Raw genomic sequence first — 20,291 nt, 5'->3', positions numbered from 1 at the left:
CCGGACGAAGCGTCTTTCAATTTCGTCACATTTCCGCTTACAGTCGTGATGCATGAGAGTGCCGCGCGTCCGTTCGGATGCGCAAGGCGCGCTCTAACACTTTGAATCGACGTATTGTGCTTTCCGAAGACCAGTTGCGGTTTTCGGGCCGACACGTTGGAACGCGGGAATTGGAACCGGGTCGCCGATGGCATTGTTGAAATCTCCCGGAGCGGGCAAAGGCTCCGATGTCCTCAATTACGACCCGCATCGCCTGTCCAGCCCGCAGGTGTTTCTGCTGACGATGATCATCTTTCTGGCGATCGTCGCGTTTATCGCGGCGATCCTGACCCGGCAGATCAGCCACGCCTTCGTCACCAATCCTGGCCTCAACGGTCTCATCATCGGCGTGCTCGTCATCGGTATCGGGCTCGCCTTCGTCCAGGTCGGGCGGCTGTTCAGGGAAGTTCGCTGGGTCAATTCATTCCGCGCCGGCTCCGAAGCCACCGAGCCGGTGCTGCTTGCGCCGATGAAGGCGATGCTTGGGCGCTCGTCATCGATGGCGTTTTCGACCAGCTCTATGCGGACGATGCTCGATTCGATCGCCACCCGCCTCGACGAAAGCCGCGACGTGTCGCGCTACCTTGTTGGCCTGCTGGTCTTCCTCGGCCTGCTCGGCACCTTCTGGGGTCTGCTCGAAACCATCGGCTCCATCGGCGACACAATCCAGTCGCTCGACCCAGGCACGGGTGACGCAGCGGCTGTGCTCGAGGCGCTGAAGGCCGGTCTCGCTGCGCCGCTGCAGGGCATGGGCACGGCATTCTCGTCCTCGCTGTTCGGCCTGTCCGGCTCGCTGGTCCTCGGCTTCCTCGATCTCCAGGCCGGCCGCGCCCAGACACGCTTTTACACAGAGCTCGAAAACTGGCTGTCGACCGTGACCGACCTGTCGTCCGACATCGTCGTCGCCGACGCGAAGGCCGGTTCGTCCGATGAAATCCGCGTGCTGACCGAGCGCCTGCGCAACATGCAGGAACAGGGCGGCTCCAACCCGCGCGTCGCAGCCGCCATGGCCAATCTCGCCGATGGCATTTCGGGTCTGGTCAAGAACATGCGCAGCGAACAGCAGATCATGCGCGACTGGGTCGAGGCTCAATCCGACGAGCAGAAGGCGATGCGCACGACGCTCGAAAAAATTGCCGACGCGCTCAAAAAAGAGGGAGTCCACTAGGTGGCTCTTGCGCGTGGGCGGCGAGGGGATCGCCGCATCGACTATTGGCCGGGCTTCGTCGATGCACTGTCGACGCTGCTGCTTGCCATCATGTTCCTGCTTTCGGTCTTCGTGCTGGCACAATTTCTGCTCAGCCGCGAGATTTCGGGCAAGGACGAGGTACTCAACCGCCTGAACTCGCAGATCAACGAGTTGACGCAGCTGCTTGCCCTGGAGAAGTCCAACTCCCAGGATGCCGAGGATTCGCTGGCCAATCTGCAGGCGTCGTTGTCCGCGGCCGAGGCAGAGAAGAGCCGGTTGGAGCAATTGCTGTCGCAGGGTGCAGGTGCTGGCGACGCCGCCAACACGCGCATCGGCGAGTTGTCGGGTCAACTCGACAACGAACGCCAGGTCAGCCAGCGGGCGCTCAGCCAGGTGGAGCTGCTCAACCAGCAGATTTCTGCCCTGCGCAAGCAGATCGGGGCGCTCGAAGAGGCGCTCAATGCCTCGGAGGCGCGCGACAAGGAATCCAACACCAAGATCGCCGATCTCGGCCGCCGGCTGAATGTGGCGCTTGCCCAGCGCGTGCAGGAGCTCAACCGCTACCGCTCCGACTTCTTCGGCCGCCTGCGCGAGATCCTGTCGGACCGTGAGAACATCCGTATCGTCGGCGACCGCTTTGTCTTCCAGTCGGAAGTGCTGTTTCCGACAGGATCCGAACAGATCAACGATGCCGGCAGGGGCGAGATGAAGAAGCTCGCCGACGCCATCATCGAGTTGCAGAAAGAAATTCCGCCAGAGATCAACTGGGTGCTGCGCGTCGACGGCCACACGGACAACATCCCGCTGTCGGGGACGGGCCGTTATCGCGACAACTGGGAGCTGTCCTCGGCGCGTGCGACCTCGGTGGTCAAGTTCCTGATTGAGAATGGCGTTCCCGCCAATCGTCTCGTTGCGGCCGGTTTCGGCGAGTTCCAGCCACTCGATCCGGCAGATACCGCCGAAGCGCGCTCGAAGAACCGTCGCATCGAGCTCAAGCTTACAGAGCGTTAGGAAACGGCTCTGTCAGGTAAAGTGCAGCTCACATGGAATTGAGATCGGTCACGTATATTTGTGCGTCCAATCAAATTGCTGCGATTTTGGCAGTTTAAATATTATCTTTTATTAATTTTATTTCTTCGTCCGAGGCGCCTAGAGTCTGTTTGCAGTCCGGGAAACGCCGGCGATGACCTCCCACCGCGACACGACGCAACTTGACGGACCGCAGCCGCCGTGGCGGTTCTCCGCCCGGCGAAATTCCGGGAGAGCTCAAATGCGCTCTACTTTGCTGAAAGCGGCCGTTGCCGCGCTTCTCGTCTCGTCACCTCTGTCGATGGCATATGCAAGGGGGCACGATCACGGCGGTGGCCGTGGCTCGCATGAAATGAGCCAGCCGAGAGCCTCAAGGGATGATGAGGATAACGATGCGTCGCAGCCGGTCTATGGCAAGACCCCGCTGGTTTGCATGCCCTGGCAGACCGTCTGGGCCTGCATGCACGATCAGCGTTGATCGAGAGTTGGCTTCTTGACGCTGGCCAGGATCTGGCAACGGGCCTGGCCAGTTGGAAGACCTAGCGGACATCAGGCAATGGCTACCATCCAAAGACTTTGCTGAGGCGCTGTTGATCTGCCTGTATTCGCGTGTTCGCAGGTGGTACCTTGGCTCTCAGATAGGATGCTGTGCTCCGACGGCGTTCATCGTTGCAGGCTTTGCCCGAAGAGCCGCATGCCTGCTGAGACAATGAGCTTCAGCTCTTATAGCCGTGGATCAACTATAGTTGAGGCCGCCGCGCTATTTAGGGCGAATTTTTGGTCCATGAAGCGAGCCGGATAATTATTTTTTCTTAATTTTGTTTTGGTCTTCGCACGCCCTAAATTTCAGGTGCAGTCCGGGAAACGCCGGCGATGGTCCTCCCCACCGTGACGCGACGTTTCCTGACGGACGGCATATGCCGGGGCGGAAATCCGACCGGCGATTTCGGGAGACGCAAAATGCGCTCTATGGCATTCAAGGCGGCCCTTGCCGCGATTATCGTTTCGATCCCTCTGGCTGGTGCTTTTGCCGCGACGTCCAACGACGTAGCGAGCCGCCCTGGAGGTTTGAACGGCGGTGGTGACTCGACGGGCGACTCGGCACCGCTCGCTGGCCGGCGCCCAATGGGAATGATGCCGCCGGCAACCACTGCAACAATCAACACCATGCCGGTGCATCGCCATCACTATCGCCACCACCACCACAAGCTTCCGGCCAAGAATGGCGAAAACAAGTACTGAGAATAGCCGTTGGCGACGGCATCCTCGAACAGTCCGGTCGTCGCCATCCGGTACTAACGCCCCCAGCCACGCTGGGGGCGTTCGCATTTCGTATCGCCATTGTCTTGCCTACCACCCCGCCCAAACGGCCGCGAGCGCCAGCACCGCCGGAACTGTCTGGACAATGAGGGTCTTCCTGCCAACGGTGGCTGCGCCGAAAAGTCCGGCGATCGCCACGCAGAGCAGGAAGAAGATCCTCACCTGATATCCATTGTCGCCAAGCCATAATCCCCAAATCAGCCCGGCAGCCAGGAATCCGTTATAGAGCCCCTGATTGGCTGCGAGCGACTTGGATGCCCTTGCGAAATCGGGCTTGAGGCCGAAGGCCTTATGCCCTCGGGGCGTGTCCCACAGCACCATTTCGAGATAGACGATGTAGAGGTGGATGAGCGCCACCAGCCCGACAAGCACATTTCCCAGCACAGCCCACCTCCTGTTCGGGACACTCCACCACGTCGAACATGTTCCCTGCAAGCCTGAACCAGCCAACGGGTCTTGCGGTCCGGCCCGGTTTCATATCCTTTCGGCGCAAATCCGAAACACAGGAGCCATCATGTCCTTCGCCAAGCTCGACGAACTCGGCCGCAAGCTCGAAGCGCTCGAACATGCGCTTGCCATTCTGGGCGCTGACGAGGCCACCCACATGGCGGTTGGTGGCGGCGCCAAGCGGGCGGAGGCCATGTCGGCGCTCGCCGGCATGTACCACCGCCAGGCAACCGCTCCCGAGATCGCCGACTGGGTCGAAGCCGCCGATGGGGAGGCCCTCAACGCCGAGCAGCAGGCAGCTCTTGGTGAATTCCGCCGCCAGTACACCAACATGACCTGCCTTCCGTCCGAATTCGTCGAGCGGCAGACCGCCGCCCGCCTGCGCTCGGAACAGCTTTGGCGCGACCTCAGGGCCAAGAATGACTGGGCCGGCTTCCAGCCAGCACTTGAGGGCATCGTCGCGCTGGTCCGTGAGGAGGCTGCCCTCAGGTCCGATGCGCTCGGGCTATCGCCCTACGACGCACTGATGGAGCAGTACGATCCCGGCAATCGTACAGCCGACATCACACCCGTCTTTGCCGACCTCAAAGCCTTTCTGAAGGACTTTGTCCCGGAGGCGCTGGAAGTTCAGGACGAGCGCAATGCCAGGAACCCGCCGCGTGCCCTGTCGGGCATCTATGCGATCGAGCGCCAGCGCGAACTCGGTCTCGCCATGATGGGGGCGGTCGGCTTTGATCTCACCCATGGCAGCCTGTCGGTGTCGCATCACCCGTTCTGCGGCGGCGTGCCTTCAGATGTGCGTATCACCACGCGCTACAAGACCTCCGACTTCCTGTCGGCCCTGATGGGAGTGCTGCACGAGACCGGCCATGCGCTCTACGAGCAAAATCTGCCCGAGGCGTGGTCGCACTGGCCGCTCGGCAAGGCGCGTGGCATGGCCGTGCACGAAAGCCAGAGCCTGTTCGTGGAAAAGCAGCTCGGCCGCAATCCGGCCTTCTGGCACTGGGCGCTGCCGCTGGTTGGGCAGCATCTCGGCGAGACCTGGTCGCTCGACGAGGTTCTTCCGCACGTTCACCGGGTCGAGCGCGGCCTGATCCGCGTCGACGCAGACGAAGTCACCTATCCGCTGCACGTCATCCTGCGTTACGAGCTGGAGCAGGAACTGGTGGCTGGCAGCCTTTCGGTCGCCGACCTGCCTGAGGCTTGGGACGCCAAGATGCGCGACTATCTCGGCCTGTCCACCATCGACAATCCGGCCGACGGCCCAATGCAGGACGTGCATTGGCCGAGTGGGGCATTCGGCTATTTCCCGTCTTATACGCTGGGCGCGATGATGGCGGCGCAGCAGTGGGCGGCCATCGTCCAGGCGCATCCTGCCATCGACGACGACATCGCCCGCGGTCACTTCGACACGGTCAACGACTGGCGCCGCGACAACATCTGGTCGCAAGGCTCGCGCTGGTCGACGCCCCAACTGCTCGAACGCGCAACCAGCGAAAAGTTGAACGCGGCGTATTTCACGGCTCATTTGAAGAAGCGCTACGGCCGCTGAAAAATTGAACCTATATTTCGCTGGGTATTTCGCCTTTACTTTGCTGTCGATCCCGCTGAAAACTTTGCCATTAGGTATTGGGGCGGGGTCGCATAGTGAGTTGCATTCTCTTGGCGTCGAGGCAGCTGATTGTTTGCCTTGCCCTGTTCTTTGTGCCTACGCAGCTTGCGGGGGCGGCCAGTGAAGTAGCTAAGGCTCCGGTCGAAACCTGGGTGACGGACGTCGATATCCCAGATGCCGACGAGGCTCGGGCGAGCCAGGTTCGCAACGGTATCTCGTACCTGCTTTCTGATTGGCAGGGGAAGTACCGTCCCGGAGGCTACATCGGATACGAGCGCGAGGTCTATAAGGTGGTCGATCGTCCGGGTCTTGAACAGGCCGCGACGATCAACCTGAAATTTGATCCCGCAAGGCACACGATCAAGCTCAATCATCTGCGCGTAATCCGCGATGGCGTCGTACAAGACAGGCTCGGGGACGTCACTTTCGATGTTTACCGTCAAGAAAAGGATTCTGAACGCGGAATCTTCGACGGTTGGCTGACGGCGCGTATCGACATCAATGACGTGCGCGTAGGGGACGTCATTGACTACGCAACCACGACCGATAGGCAAGAACTCGTTGGTCAGGAGTTGTTTTACTACCGGTTTTCGACGCAGTGGGACGAGCCTGTAGGGCTTATCAGGCGCGAGATCATTTGGCCCTCGTCGCGCACCTTGACGATCAAGGACGAGCGAACCAGCGTAAGGCCAAAGATCACGCCGGCTGGGGACCAGACGCGTTACCTGTGGGAGATGTCCAAGCCAGAGCCGGTCAAGATCGAGGACAATCTGCCTGCCTCATTTGCGCCCTGGGGCACTGTCCAGATTTCGTCCACTGCGAGCTGGCGGGATGTGGCCGATGCGGTTGTTCAGGATTATCGGCCGGTCCGAACCTTTCCGCCGGCTTTCTTGGCAAAGCTCGACAGCATTGCTGCGCGCCATGAAGATCCGCGCGAGCGCATGGTCGAGGCACTGCGTATCGTCCAGGACGAGGTTCGCTACATCAGTCTGTCAATGGGAGCGGGATCATACTTGCCGCGCGATCCCTCCACGGTGATTGCCAGCGGCTTTGGAGATTGCAAGGACAAGACGCTGCTGCTTGTTTCGGCCTTGAGCTACCTCGGGGTGAAAGCCGAAGCCGCGTTGACTGACATCGACGAAGGCTATGGCTTGAATAGGTTTTTGCCGTCATTGCGGGTCTTCGATCATGCGATCGTGCGGGCCGAAATCGGCGCGCACGTCTACTGGCTGGACGGGACGGACTACCTCCAGGGTGGCCGAGGAGGCGAGCTCGCAGAGCCTGACTTTGGATATGCCCTGCCGCTGGAAAGCTCGAACGGTGCTTTGGAGAAGATGCCGGCCCCCAAGCTTCTTCAGCCGACGGTTACTGTCGCAGAGGAGGTCAGCTTTCCGGCAAAAGCGGGTGATCCGCTAATGCTGAAAACACTGACCACCTATTATGGCGTCGATGCCGATAACATGCGGCGCAAGTTGGCAGGGCGATCGATTCGCGAACTCGGCGACAACTATCTTCAATACTACACCCGGCAGTATCCAGGTATTCGCAGTACGGCTGTGTTGAAGTCGGCTGATGACCGTGATCGCAACGTCGTCACCTTGTCGGAAACGTATGAATTGCCCGCAGATGCCTTGGCACACGGTGATCTGATCAAGAATTTCCAGCTTCGCGCGGATTTCGATCCTGCCGAATTTCCCAAGCCGGCCGCGGCTGATCGGGTTGGGCCGATTTGGATTGGCGGCCCCATGTTTCGCCGACACAGCGTGACGGTCAAAAATCTGAAAGCTGCATTTAGCGCCGAACAAGCAAAGACGGTCGTGACCCCCAACGTCGTCTTGCGGACAAGTTGGAGCAGTACGCCAACGGAGTTCGTCCTTAGCTGGGACATCAAGAAGCAGGAACCGGAGGTCTCGGCGGAGGGGGTGCGCACTTATCTGGCCGCGGTAAACGACATCCTCGACAACACCCAGTGGGCGTATGACTTCAGCGTTGAGGCGCCTGCGGAAGACGAGCCCATGTCGGGGCTGGAAGCCCTCGAGACGATGATCTTTGCCTCATGGCTGCTGGCGGTTCTGGCCGCCTGCATTGTCGAGCAGCGCTCATTCAAGCCACGGCCCGGCCAGCTCTACTGGCCTATCTCGCCGCTAAAGTTCATGGTCATGACTGCCGTGACGGCCGGGCTGTACGTCGTGTTGTGGGGATGGCGCGTATTCCGCCAGCAAAATCTGGCATATGGAGCGCGATACTGGTCGTTTGTGCGTGGGTTCTTCCTGCCCATCTTCATGGTACAGACATTTGTCCGTCTCAACCGCGACCTTGGCGTCAGGCAGGTTGCGATCTGGTTGGGAGTTGCGGCCGGCCTGCTGTTCTTGGGCAGTGAACTCTATTCTATATTGTTCGATAGGCTGGAAGATGTCTGGTTGGCCAGTTTGCGCCGGAGCGTCGAACTGGTCGTTGCGATGATTGCGCCCCTGCCTCTGGTGGTCGTTATCAACCGGCTTAACGCGAGGCACCCTGAATATCTGGCCTGGAGTTCCCAGTTTACGAGCTGGGACAAGGTCTGGATTGTTGCGGGCGTGTTCTATCTTCCGTTCATATTCTATTTTGGTGCGACCTAGTTGGCCGAAATTCGGCCAGTGCTGACGACCTTCCCTTGCGGAACAACGTCGTTCCGACTTTCTGCTTGAACTTGAGCGCCGTTGCCCGAAACTCCCCACAATACCAAAAGATCTTGGGAGGGGCAGTTGGCGGATCGGACGGATGCGATCGTCGTCGGCGGCGGGCTGGCCGGGCTTGTCGCGGCGGCCGAGCTGGCCGACAGGGGCAAGCGGGTCATCATCCTCGAGCAGGAGGGCGAGAATTCGCTCGGCGGCCAGGCCTTCTGGTCGCTCGGTGGCCTGTTTTTCGTCGACAGCCCGGAGCAGCGGCGCATGCGCATCAGGGATAGCCGCGAGTTGGCCCTGCAGGATTGGATGGGCTCGGCCCAGTTCGACCGGCCTGAGGACCATTGGCCGCGCAAGGTCGCCGAGGCCTTCATCGAATTTTCGGCCGGCGAGATGCGGCCGTGGCTCCATGCCCAGGGCATGCGCTGGTTTCCCGTCGTCGGCTGGGCCGAGCGCGGCGGGGCGCAGGCGCATGGCCATGGCAATTCGGTGCCGCGTTTCCATGTCACCTGGGGCACGGGCCCCGGCGTGCTCGAACCTTTCCTGCGGCGCGTCGCCGAGCAAGCCTCGGCTGGTCGGATCGAGTTGAAATTCCGGCATCAAGCGAGCCGTCTCATCAAGACCAATGGTGCAGTAACCGGCGTCGCCGGCGAGGTGCTTGAACCCTCTGATGTCGGGCGCGGCGAGCAGTCGGGTCGTGCCGTGGTCGGCGATTTCGAAGTCCATGCCGACGCGGTGATCGTCACCTCGGGCGGCATCGGCGGCAATCACGATCTGGTTCGCAAGGCCTGGCCGGTCGGCCGGCTCGGCCCGGCGCCGCAGAAGATGGTCGCCGGCGTGCCGCACCATGTCGACGGCCGGATGGTCGCTATCACCGAAGCCGCCGGTGGCGCGGTGATCAACCGCGACCGCATGTGGCACTACACAGAAGGTGTGACCAACTGGAACCCGATCTGGCCGAACCACGGCATCCGCATCCTGCCGGGGCCGTCGTCGCTATGGTTCGACGCACGTGGCGTGCGGCTCGAAGCGCCGTTCCTGCCCGGTTTCGACACGCTCGGCACTCTGAGGCGGATACTCTCCACCGGCCGCGAATACTCCTGGTTCGTGCTGACCCAGAAGATCATCAAGAAGGAGTTCGCGCTGTCCGGCTCCGAGCAGAATCCGGATCTGACGTCGAAGCGCTGGATCGAGGTCCTGAGGAGCCGCCGCGCCAAGGGTGCACCGCCTGCCGTCGAGGCTTTCAAACAGCATGGCGAGGACTTTGTCGTCCGCGACACTCTGCGTGATCTCGTCACTGGCATGAATGCGCTCGTGGGCAACGACCTCATCGACTATGACCGGCTGGATGCGCAGATCGTGGCGCGCGACCGCGAGATCGACAACCCCTTCTCCAAGGACGCGCAGGTCACCGCCATCCATGGCGCCCGACGCTATCTCGGTGACCGGCTGGTCCGCACCGCCAAGCCGCACAAGGTTCTCGATCCGGCAAATGGCCCGTTGATTGCCGTCCGGCTTAATGTGCTGACGCGCAAGACCTTGGGCGGCCTGCACACCAATCTCGACAGTCAGGTGCTTGGCGCCGATGGCGAGCCGATCCCCGGGCTCTATGCGGCGGGCGAGGTCGCCGGCTTCGGCGGCGGCGGCTACCACGGCTACAACGCGCTCGAAGGCACTTTCCTCGGCGGCTGCATCTTCTCGGGACGCAATGCCGGCAGGCATGCGGCCGCCTAGCAAAGATGTTCCCAAAAATAGTCTGCTGAAAAGCGCGCAAGGAACCTTCCACCAAGCTCCGTTATGCGTTAGCAGGGGCTCATTCATTTCAGGTGCCTGCGCAGGGTTCTTTGCGCCCTCGCTCTGCAGGTGGGGAGCAAATAGTGTCTGCCAAATTTTCCAACGCGCGCGCCATGTCTGGCGTGTCCGCGCTCGCTCTTTGCCTTCTCCTCCAGCCGGCCTGGGCCGATCCTGTGGTGGTGCTCCTGGATGGCCAAGACATCACCGCAGATATCGGCTTCGACCCATTCCAGGAGTTCTCCGTCGGCGCCGGTGCCACCGGTACCTATTCCGGCAGAATCTACGAGTCCGGCGAAGTCGGCTTCATCAGGAAGACCGGTGTCGGCACGCTCGTCGTCACCAATGGCACCAACAGCTTCAGCTCAGGCGCCATCATCAGCGCCGGTACCATCCGCATCACCGGCGGTTCGGTTCTCGGCTCGGGAACCATCACGCTCGACGGCGGCACGCTGCAGTCCGGTGCGGCTGGGCTCCAGCTTATCAACCACACCATCCAGTTCACGTCGGCGGGTGGGACGATCGATACAGGCAGCTTCGATCTGACAACCCACGCCCAAATGATTGACGGCGATGTCCCGCTTGGCGCCTTTACCAAGCTCGGCAGCGGTTCGCTGATTCTGACGAACATCTACGGGTTCAGCAACTATGCCACAGCGACCAACGTGGCCGAGGGCAGCATTGTCGCGGGCAACGCCAATGTCTTCAGTGCCAACAGCAGCTACACCGTGACGAGCGGTGCCTCGCTTGTCCTTGACAACTACAACCAGGTGATCGGCTCTCTCGCTGGTGCCGGCGCGGTTGATCTCGGCACCGCGACACTGACGACCGGAAACGACAACAAAAGCACCACGTTCTCCGGCGTCATCTCGGGCGCCGGCAAGCTGGTCAAGACGGGCAGTGGCACCCAGACGCTTACTGGCACCAATCTCTATTCCGGCGGCACCAACGTTGACGCCGGCACGCTGAGCGTTGGCGTCGGCGGCGTTGGCTCGATCCTCGGCCCGGTCGCGGTCAAGTCGGGTGCCCGGCTCGGCGGCAGCGGCACCATCGGCGGGAACGTCACCGTGCTGGCCGGCGGCACGCATGGCGCTGAGAACCAGACCATCAACGGAAATTACGTCAACAGCGGTATCTTCGAAGTCGCGGCGACGCCAGCAGGCGCCGACAAGTTGACAGTCAACGGCACTGTCGACATCTCGGGTGCGACGCTCAATCTCGTGCTTTCGCCGTCGAGTATGGGTGCATGGCTGCCGGTCAACGGCCCCTTCACCCTGATCGCCAATGACGGCGGTGATGCGGTCGCGGGCACATTTGCGTCCGTCGGCAATCTCAACAGCCTGCTCTTCCTCGATCACCTCATCAACTATACGGGCGGCGACGGTAACGATGTCACGCTGACCCTGAGCCGCAACAACGTCACCCTGGTCAGCGTCGCCGAGGCGCCCAATCAGGCGTCAGCCGCGGGCGCAGTTGCCGCCTTGCCGAATTCCAATCCGGTTGCTGCTGCCTTTCTTTTGTCCACCGACGAGAACCAGGCTCGTGACGCCCTCAACCAGCTGTCCGGCGACGTGCACGCTTCGGCCAGCGGCGGTTCGTCCCAGGCGAGCTCGTTCGTCGGCGAATTCGCCAACGACCGCGTGCGCTCGGCCTTCGGCGATGTCGCTGCACCCGACCTGCCGGTCATGGCCTATGGCGAAGGCGGGCCCGAACTGGTTGCCGCCGACACCGACCGCTTCGTGGTCTGGGGCCAGGCGCTCGGCAACTGGGGTTCGGTCGATGGCAATGGCAATGCCTCCGGTTTCGATCATTCGAGCGGCGGCCTGGTTGCCGGTGCCGACACCGTCGTCGGCGGCGACTGGCGTGTTGGCCTGCTCGCCGGCTACAGCCGCACCAGCTTCGAGACCGATGGCGGGGCGTCGTCCGGCGACAGCGACAATTTCCATCTCGGCGTCTATGGCGGCCGTCACTTCGGTGCCGTCGCGCTGCGCGCCGGTGCCGCCTATACGCGTCATTCGATCGACACCACGCGCACGGTCTCGTTCCCGGGTCTCAGTGAAACGCTGAAGGCCAGCTACGACGCCGGCACGGCGCAGGTCTTCGTCGAAGCGGGTTACCGGGCAGAGATGGGGCGTGTTGCCTTCGAGCCCTTCGCCGGTCTCGCCTATGTCTCGACCTCGACCGACGGTTTCACCGAAACCGGCGGAGCAGCCGCGCTCACCGGCGCCGACAAGAGCTTCGACAGCACCACGTCGACGCTCGGGCTGCGCGCGGCGACCGACCTTCATCTCGGCGACGCCAAGGCGACCGCCCGCGGCGGGCTCGGCTGGCGGCATGCCTTCGGCGGTGTCGAGCCGTCGTCGACGGTGGCATTCGCCGGCGGCGACAGCTTCACCGTCTACGGTGCGCCGATCGCCCGTGATGCGCTGCTGATCGAGGCCGGTTTCGACCTCGCCATCGCGCCCAAGGCGACGCTCGGCCTGACCTATACCGGCCAGATCGCCAACGGCGCCCGCGACCACGGCGCCAAGGCCACCCTGGCCGCCAAGTTCTAGGTTCCGAGCACGTAGCCAGGGCTACAACGCGCTCGAGCATATTTTCCTCGGCGGCTGCATCTTCTCGGGCCGCTGCGCCGGCAGGTATGCGGGGCGATAGTGGAAATGCACCCAAAAATAGTCAGCTAGCCGACCTTCTGTCGATGCAAGGTGTGCTTTAGCAAGTGCAGGTGCGTTCGCCCTTTGGATGGTTTGTAGCAATGATTCATGAGATGTCGTCATCATGGGGCGAACCAATCCATAGCGTCGGTGCAGTTGTGCATAGTTTAGGTGATGCAAGCGAACATTGCCCGTTGCTCAGGCACCTTAGGTGTTCTAGATTATAACTGTTTCTTAATTTCTTGGCGGGGGGCATTGGGTTCCCCGCATCATGAATTTGCCCATCCGGGCATGCATGCAATTTGGTGGGGGCATCATGATTTTTCACGGCCGCAGCGTTGCGACGCGGACCCGTTTCGACTCGACACAGGCTTCCCCGATTTCTTCCGGTCATTCGCCCAGCAGGCAACTCGCCCGAGTCTCTGCCTTGCTGGCAGGCACGGCGCTGGCGACGCTCGCGGCTGTGGCGGTTGTGCTCGGCGCTGCATCGCCGGCACATGCAATTGACCAGTATTGGGATGGTGCCGGCAGCGTTCCTGATGGTGATGTCGATGGTGGCGCTGGCACGTGGAGTTCTGCCGGCACCAACTGGACCAATTCCGACGGTACGACAAACCAAACATGGCTTGGTGGAACTGCCATCTTCGGCGGTGTCGGGGGCGGGGTAAGCGTCCAGGAAAACCAGAATTTCGATACGCTTCGTTTCACTGGCGACGGTTACAGGCTTACTGCTGCCCCTTCGGTTTCGCTCGTCCTGGCTCCGACCGGTAGCGCGGCGACCATAGAGGTGGGCAGTGGCATCACCACCGAGATCGGAATGATCCTGGGCGGCTCGGCTGCACTCAACATTGTTGGCGGCGGCACGCTTAAGCTCAGCGACTCGATAAACACCTATACCGGCGCGACGACCATCGGCACCGGCACCACGCTCCAGTTGATCGGCTCCAGGAGCAGCATCAGCGCCTCCAGCGGGCTGACGGTCGACGGTACATTCGATGTTTCCGGGGCAAGCGGAGCCTATATCAAGGCTCTGGCGGGCGGTGGTTCTGTAACGCTGGGCGACAGATCCCTGTTCCTGACTTCCGCAAACGGCACCTTCTCCGGGGTCATTTCCGGGAGCGGTGGTCTCAACGTTCAAGGTGGAACGCAGCTGCTGACAGGGACGAACACGTTCACGGGCGGGACCGGTATCAGCAGCGGCGCCACTCTTCGCATCGGGGATGGCGGCACCAGCGGCATGATCGCTGGTTCGATCAGCAACTTCGGCACCGTTGTCTTTGATCGCTCCGACGACCTGACTTTTGCCGGTCAGATCAACAGCGCTGGCTCGTTCCAGCATGTCGGTGGCGGCAAGTTGACCCTTACTGGCGGTGGCTACAACAGCAGCAGTGGCACGGGCAGCGTGCTGATCTCCAACAACGGCACACTTCAGTTCGGCGACGGCACTGTCAGCAGTTGGCTCGGAGCTGCGGGTGGCGCGATAACCATCGAAGCCGGCAGCACGCTGATTTCCAACATGGGCAACGTCAACACGTACAACTGGAGCGGCAAGCTTGCCGGTGCGGGCGATTTCTTCAAGCGGGGATCGAACACCATTACCCTGAGGGGCGATAGCTCTGCATTCGCCGGCGAAACCTTCGTGGAAGCCGGGATGCTGAATGTCGGCTACAAGGGCATTGGTACGCTGGCTGGGCCGATCTCCGTTGCCTCGGGCGCGCGGTTCGGCGGCAGCGGTGCTGTTGTTGGCAACGTGACAATCGCCGCAGGCGCGACCCATCGCGTTGGCGATACGGCCAATCCGCTTGCGACGGGTCTCGTCCACACGCAGACCATTACCGGTAACTACGTCAACCATGGCATCCTCGAAATCGAGGCGACGCCCGACGGGGCCGACAGGCTGACCGTCAACGGCACAGTCAACATAACGGGTGCAACCCTCAACTTGTCGCTCTCGCCCAATGATCCGACTGCGGCCGGCGGCTGGGACCCGCTGAATGGGCCATTCACGATCATCGCCAATGACGGCAACGATGCCATCACGGGAACTTTCGCCTCCGTCGGCAATCTCAACAATCTCATTTTTCTCGACCACCTGATCGATTATGTCGGCGGCGACGGCAATGACGTCACGCTGACGCTCAAGCGCAACGACCTGTCAGTTGGCGAAGTCGCCCATTCGTCCAATCAGGCGGCGGTCGGCGATGCCATCGATAGCCTTCCGGGCGGCCATCCTGTTCGTTCTGCGCTGTTGTTGTCCACCGACGAGAACCAGGCTCGTGACGCCCTCAACCAGCTGTCCGGCGACGTGCACGCTTCGGCCAGCGGCGGTTCGTCCCAGGCGAGCTCGTTCGTCGGCGAATTCGCCAACGACCGCGTGCGCTCGGCCTTCGGCGATGTCGCTGCACCCGACCTGCCGGTCATGGCCTATGGCGAAGGCGGGCCCGAACTGGTTGCCGCCGACACCGACCGCTTCGTGGTCTGGGGCCAGGCGCTCGGCAACTGGGGTTCGGTCGATGGCAATGGCAATGCCTCCGGTTTCGATCATTCGAGCGGCGGCCTGGTTGCCGGTGCCGACACCGTCGTCGGCGGCGACTGGCGTGTTGGCCTGCTCGCCGGCTACAGCCGCACCAGCTTCGAGACCGATGGCGGGGCGTCGTCCGGCGACAGCGACAATTTCCATCTCGGCGTCTATGGCGGCCGTCACTTCGGTGCCGTCGCGCTGCGCGCCGGTGCCGCCTATACGCGTCATTCGATCGACACCACGCGCACGGTCTCGTTCCCGGGTCTCAGTGAAACGCTGAAGGCCAGCTACGACGCCGGCACGGCGCAGGTCTTCGTCGAAGCGGGTTACCGGGCAGAGATGGGGCGTGTTGCCTTCGAGCCCTTCGCCGGTCTCGCCTATGTCTCGACCTCGACCGACGGTTTCACCGAAACCGGCGGAGCAGCCGCGCTCACCGGCGCCGACAAGAGCTTCGACAGCACCACGTCGACGCTCGGGCTGCGCGCGGCGACCGACCTTCATCTCGGCGACGCCAAGGCGACCGCCCGCGGCGGGCTCGGCTGGCGGCATGCCTTCGGCGGTGTCGAGCCGTCGTCGACGGTGGCATTCGCCGGCGGCGACAGCTTCACCGTCTACGGTGCGCCGATCGCCCGTGATGCGCTGCTGATCGAGGCCGGTTTCGACCTCGCCATCGCGCCCAAGGCGACGCTCGGCCTGACCTATACCGGCCAGATCGCCAACGGCGCCCGCGACCACGGCGCCAAGGCCACCCTGGCCGCCAAGTTCTAGGTTCCGAGCAGGCGGCGCCGATCAAGGCGCCGCCATCCCCGTTGACGCGGACGGCGGCATTCACGATTGTCGCCGACATCATATTTCCGGGGAGGAATGCATGACCGTCTCGTCAGCCCACGCCTATCGCGCCGTTCCGTTGCCTGATTTCACGGAAAAGCCCGTCGAGGAGATGCGGGCCGGCGCCCAGGCCTTCTATGACGAAATCCGCACGCGTCATACGGTGCGCGATTTCTCGACCCGGACAGTGCCTCGCGACATCATCGAGACCTGCATCCTCGCCGCCGGCACCGCGCCCAATGGCGCCAACCACCAGCCCTGGCATTTCGCCGTCATCGGCGATGCCGGGATCAAGCGCCGGATCCGCGAGGCAGCCGAGATCGAGGAACGCGCCTTCTACGAGGGCAGGGCCGGCGAAGAATGGCTGAAGGCGCTGGCACCGCTCGGCACCGACGCCTCGAAACCCTTCCTCGAGGAAGCGCCTTGGCTCATCTGCGTCTTTGGCGAGCGCAAGAGCCGCTCGGCCGACGGTGTTTCCCGCAAGAACTATTACGTGCCCGAATCGGTCAGCATCGCCACCGGCTTCCTGATCGCAGCACTGCACCGTGCCGGCCTCGCGACGCTGACCCACACGCCGAACCCGATGAGCTTCCTCAACGAGATCTGCGGCCGCGATCCGCATGACAAGCCCTATATCCTGATGGTCGTCGGCTACCCCAAGGAAGGTGCGACCATCCCCGTGCACGCCATGGAGAAGCGCCCGCTGGCGGAGATCGCGACGTTCCTCTGAGCGACTACTCCGCCGCGCCCTGGAAAGCGCTGGCGCCGGTGTCGAACTGCAGCTGGGCGAGGCGGGCGTAAATGCCGCCCTTGGCGACGAGGCTCTGATGCGTGCCTTCCTCGACGATGGCGCCGCCGTCCAGGACCAGGATGCGGTCGGCCTTGAGCACGGTCGCGAGCCGGTGGGCGATGACGATGGTGGTGCGGCCCTGCATAAGGTGCTCGAGCGCCGTCTGCACCTGCCTTTCGCTTTCGGCATCGAGTGCCGAGGTCGCTTCGTCGAGCAAAAGGATGGGAGCGTCGCGCAGGATGGCGCGAGCAATGGCGATGCGTTGGCGCTGGCCGCCAGACAAGGTCACGCCGCGTTCGCCGACCTGGGTTTCATAGCCGTCCTGCAGCTTCTCGATGAACTCGTCGGCGAGCGCTGCCTTGGCTGCAGCCTCGATGTCGCTCCTGCTCGCCCCGGGGCGGCCGAAGCCGATGTTGTCGGCGGCCGAGCTTGCAAAGATCGTCACATCCTGCGGCACGATGGCGATGCGCTCGCGAACGGCTTCGGGGTCGGCCTTCTTGAGATCGACGCCGTCGATCAGCACCGCTCCGCTTTCGGGGTCGTAGAAGCGCAGCAGCAGCGAGAACACGGTGCTCTTGCCGGCGCCCGACGGGCCGACGATCGCGATGGTCTCACCGGGCCTGACCTTGAAGTTGAGGCCGTGCACGGCAGCGCGGTCGGGGCGGACGGGATAGGAGAAGGTCACGTCGCGGAATTCGATGGCTCCGGTGCTCTTGGCGGGCAGGGCCACGGGCAGGGCAGGGGCGGCGACGGTCGGCTCCTCGGCAAGGATTTCGGTGATGCGCTCGGCAGCGCCGGCGGCGGCGCTCAGCTCGCCCCACACTTCCGACAACGCTCCCAGCGCTCCGGCGGCAAATACCGAATAAAGCAGGAACTGGCCGAGCGTGCCGGGCGACAGCGTGCCGTCGAGAACGGCGCGCGAGCCGAACCACAGGACGGCCACGACCGACGCGAAGATGGTGAAGATGGCGAAGAAGGTGAGAATCGCACGCGCCAGAACCGAGGCACGTGCCGCCTGGAAGGCGGTCTCAACGGCTGCGGCAAAATGGCGGGTCACCATCTTTTCGTTGGTGAAGGCCTGCAGCGTGCGGATGGCGCCGATCTGCTCGCTGGCGAAAGCCGTGGCGTCGGCCAGCGTGTCCTGGGCGGCGCGCGACTTGCGCCTGACCGAACGGCCGAACGCGACGAGCGGCAAGACGATCAGCGGGATGGCGGCGATCACCAAACCAGAAAGCTTGGGGCTGGTCACGACCATCATGGCGAGCGCGCCCAACCCAAGGATGATGTTGCGCAGCGCAACCGACGCTGTTGCGCCCACGGCCGACTTGATCTGCGTGGTGTCTGCGGCGAGGCGCGAGACGATCTCGCCCGACATGGCGGTGTCGAAAAAGGCCGGCGACAGGCCGGTGACATGGGAGAATACGTCACGGCGAATGTCGGAGACGACGCGTTCGCCGAGCGTGATGACGAAATAATAGCGGCAGGCGGACGCCAGCGCGAGCAAGGCGGCGATCGCCACCAGCATGGCGAAGTATTTGGCGATGAAGCCCGAATCGGAAGTCGAGAAGCCGTGATCGATCATGCGTCGCACGGCGATCGGCAGCGTCAGCGTGGTGACTGCGGCGAGGATCAGCGAAATGATGGCGCCGACGACCAGCTTAGGGTAGCGGCTGAGATAGGGCGAGAGCCGGCTCAGCGGGCGCAGCGAACGCCTGCGCTCCTCAATCGCGCCGTCGGTCGTCTTCGCCATGATATTTCCCTCTGGGCCGCGACCCATTTGCCGGCTGGGCGGCCTTGTGATTCGAATTTGGCTGATGTATAGCCACGCCGACCGTTTCTGAAGCCGTGGCTTTTTCTAGCTGCGGCTTCGAGTTTTCGAAAGAGGCGCATCGCCGCAGGACACCTGCGTATGCCGCGCCGCGACAGCAGGAACAGAGCGATGAAGGCCGATATCCATCCCGACTATCACACCATCAAGGTCGTCATGACCAATGGCACCGAATATCTTACCCGCTCCACCTGGGGCAAGGAAGGCGATACGATGAACCTCGATATCGACCCGACCACGCACCCGGCCTGGACCGGTGGCCAGCAGACGCTGCTCGACCGCGGTGGCCGTCTGTCGAAGTTCAAGAAGCGCTACGAAGGCCTCGGCATCTAAGCCGAACCTGCTTCCAGAGTTACAGAGAACCCGCCCTCGTGGCGGGTTTTTTGTTGACCCGAGCGCTGCAAATTTATCCGATAGGTCTTTGGCGGGGAGGCGCATGTCGAAGCAGGACGACAATCTGTGGGGGAGCCTCGTCGGAGGATACAAGGTTCCCTATGATCCGAGGCCGATGCTGGAGGTTTTGTCAGAACATCATGACAACGATGCCGCCTGGGAAGAACTCTGGAACGAATTGCATCACCAAGGCGACGTGGGGGATGCATCCTACGCTGCCGTGCCCGTGCTTGTCCGTCTATCGGCGCAGCATCGCCCGGCCCATTGGGGGCTCTATGGGCTTGCCGCGACGATCGAGGAGGCCCGGCTGATGTTTCCACGAAATCCACCTGTTCCCGGCTGGCTGATGCAGGACTATGCCAAAGCCTGGGACGAACTTTTCCGACTGGCCTTGCGCGATCTGACGATTGAGACGGACCCGAAGCTCGTGACCTGCGCGCTGGCCGTCGTCGCGCTACATCGCAAGCAGTTGGCGTTGGCACGCCTTGCCCTTTGCGCCGACGAGGAGCGACTGGAGATGCTGGAACGGCAGTTTGCGGTTGAGCCGCCTCTCTAGCCGCTCGCCCCAATCTCCCTCAGCGCCATCGCCTTGTAGCCGGCCACCAGCGCATCGCCCTCCGCCCTCTCCACCGAGATCGCCAGCCGCATGGTCGCCTCGCCGAGCGACATGACGAGGAACGCCTTGCGCTCGATGGCTTCGCCCTCCGCGGCGGGTGCCACGCGCTGCCAGGCTTCCGCCAAAAGCGCACCATTGGCCCTGGAGTCACGCAGATCGATGTCGCGTAACGCCTTGTCAGCCTGGGTGCCCGACCAGATGTCGCGCATCACCGGTTCGGCGAGGAAAATGCCGTAATAGGTGTCGATCAGCGCGCCGAAAGCCTGGAGCAGGCCGTCCATGTCGCGCACGCCTGCAAGTCCGTCGGATATGCAGGTGCGGCCCTCGGCGTTGTAGCGCTCGGCCAGCGTGCGCACGATTGCCGCCTTGTCGGGGAAATACTGGTAGAGCGAGCCGATCGACACGCCGGCGCGTTCCGCCACCTCGCCCATGCGCATGGCGTCGCTGCCATTTTCCTCGATCAGGGCGGTTGCTGCCTGCAGCATGCGCTCCACCCGCTCCTGGCTGCGCTTCTGGCTTGGCGCCCGGCGCAGCGCGCCGCTGTCTTCCGTCTTGTCCATGGTGAGGCCTG

14 protein-coding genes are annotated in these 20,291 nt (G+C 62.7%); 11 read left to right on the top strand and 3 right to left on the bottom strand.

The features are described from left to right. Nucleotides 1–187: 187 nt before the first annotated feature. The 3 genes from B015_RS0122425 to B015_RS0122410 all read left to right on the top strand — a co-directional run bounded on the left by B015_RS0122425 (nt 188) and on the right by B015_RS0122410 (nt 3,499). Nucleotides 188–1,207: a MotA/TolQ/ExbB proton channel family protein gene (locus B015_RS0122425; protein WP_018429987.1), complete on the top strand. Its 1,020-nt coding sequence runs from the start codon at nt 188–190 to the stop codon at nt 1,205–1,207. Next, nucleotides 1,208–2,239 carry a peptidoglycan -binding protein gene (locus tag B015_RS0122420; protein WP_018429986.1) on the top strand — a complete coding sequence of 344 codons (1,032 nt, stop codon included), beginning with the start codon at nt 1,208–1,210 and terminating at the stop codon, nt 2,237–2,239. It abuts the gene before it with no gap. A gap of 891 nt (nt 2,240–3,130) precedes the next feature. Beyond that, nucleotides 3,131–3,499 carry a hypothetical protein gene (locus B015_RS0122410; RefSeq protein ID WP_157632811.1) on the top strand — a complete coding sequence of 123 codons (369 nt, stop codon included), beginning with the start codon at nt 3,131–3,133 and terminating at the stop codon, nt 3,497–3,499. Between the two features lie 108 nt (nt 3,500–3,607). Here B015_RS0122410 and B015_RS0122405 read toward each other — a convergent pair whose 3' ends face one another. Continuing rightward, nucleotides 3,608–3,961 (bottom strand): DUF1304 domain-containing protein, encoded by a 354-nt coding sequence (locus B015_RS0122405; RefSeq protein WP_026227603.1) that lies wholly within the window; start codon nt 3,959–3,961, stop codon nt 3,608–3,610. Nucleotides 3,962–4,091: 130 nt separating this feature from the next. Between B015_RS0122405 and B015_RS0122400 the strand changes: the two genes are divergently transcribed. From B015_RS0122400 to B015_RS0122375, 6 genes are all read left to right on the top strand, one after another. Then, nucleotides 4,092–5,576: a carboxypeptidase M32 gene (locus tag B015_RS0122400; RefSeq protein ID WP_018429982.1), complete on the top strand. Its 1,485-nt coding sequence runs from the start codon at nt 4,092–4,094 to the stop codon at nt 5,574–5,576. Nucleotides 5,577–5,788: 212 nt separating this feature from the next. Continuing rightward, complete coding sequence (locus B015_RS0122395; RefSeq protein WP_157632810.1) at nt 5,789–8,254, top strand: DUF3857 domain-containing protein; 2,466 nt, start codon at nt 5,789–5,791, stop codon at nt 8,252–8,254. A 126-nt stretch (nt 8,255–8,380) separates the two neighbouring features. Continuing rightward, complete coding sequence (locus tag B015_RS0122390; RefSeq protein ID WP_018429980.1) at nt 8,381–10,033, top strand: FAD-binding dehydrogenase; 1,653 nt, start codon at nt 8,381–8,383, stop codon at nt 10,031–10,033. Between the two features lie 143 nt (nt 10,034–10,176). Further along, nucleotides 10,177–12,645: an autotransporter domain-containing protein gene (locus B015_RS31435; protein WP_245262248.1), complete on the top strand. Its 2,469-nt coding sequence runs from the start codon at nt 10,177–10,179 to the stop codon at nt 12,643–12,645. A 526-nt stretch (nt 12,646–13,171) separates the two neighbouring features. Then, nucleotides 13,172–16,033: an autotransporter domain-containing protein gene (locus tag B015_RS31430; RefSeq protein WP_018429978.1), complete on the top strand. Its 2,862-nt coding sequence runs from the start codon at nt 13,172–13,174 to the stop codon at nt 16,031–16,033. 100 nt (nt 16,034–16,133) lie between these two features. Beyond that, nucleotides 16,134–16,823 (top strand): nitroreductase family protein, encoded by a 690-nt coding sequence (locus B015_RS0122375; protein WP_018429977.1) that lies wholly within the window; start codon nt 16,134–16,136, stop codon nt 16,821–16,823. A gap of 4 nt (nt 16,824–16,827) precedes the next feature. Here B015_RS0122375 and B015_RS0122370 read toward each other — a convergent pair whose 3' ends face one another. Beyond that, entirely contained in the window at nt 16,828–18,633 is a 1,806-nt protein-coding gene (locus B015_RS0122370; RefSeq protein ID WP_026227602.1) for an ABC transporter transmembrane domain-containing protein, read from the bottom strand. 189 nt (nt 18,634–18,822) lie between these two features. Here B015_RS0122370 and rpmE point away from each other — a divergent pair, with 189 nt between their 5' ends. Both rpmE and B015_RS0122360 read left to right on the top strand, forming a co-directional pair. Then, on the top strand, nt 18,823–19,044 hold the full coding sequence (rpmE, locus tag B015_RS0122365; protein WP_026227601.1) for a 50S ribosomal protein L31: 222 nt from the start codon (nt 18,823–18,825) through the stop codon (nt 19,042–19,044). 103 nt (nt 19,045–19,147) lie between these two features. Next, nucleotides 19,148–19,660 (top strand): hypothetical protein, encoded by a 513-nt coding sequence (locus tag B015_RS0122360; RefSeq protein ID WP_018429974.1) that lies wholly within the window; start codon nt 19,148–19,150, stop codon nt 19,658–19,660. On the opposite strand, the gene B015_RS0122355 is transcribed toward B015_RS0122360, so the two are convergent. Further along, a complete protein-coding gene (locus tag B015_RS0122355) occupies nt 19,657–20,280 on the bottom strand; it encodes a TetR/AcrR family transcriptional regulator (protein WP_018429973.1) in 624 nt (207 codons plus the stop codon). The genes B015_RS0122360 and B015_RS0122355 overlap by 4 nt on opposite strands. Nucleotides 20,281–20,291: the final 11 nt, after the last annotated feature.

Source organism: Hoeflea sp. 108 (genome assembly GCF_000372965.1).
Taxonomy (GTDB): Bacteria; Pseudomonadota; Alphaproteobacteria; order Rhizobiales; family Rhizobiaceae; genus Aminobacter.
This window is presented reverse-complemented; position numbering and strand designations above follow the sequence as displayed.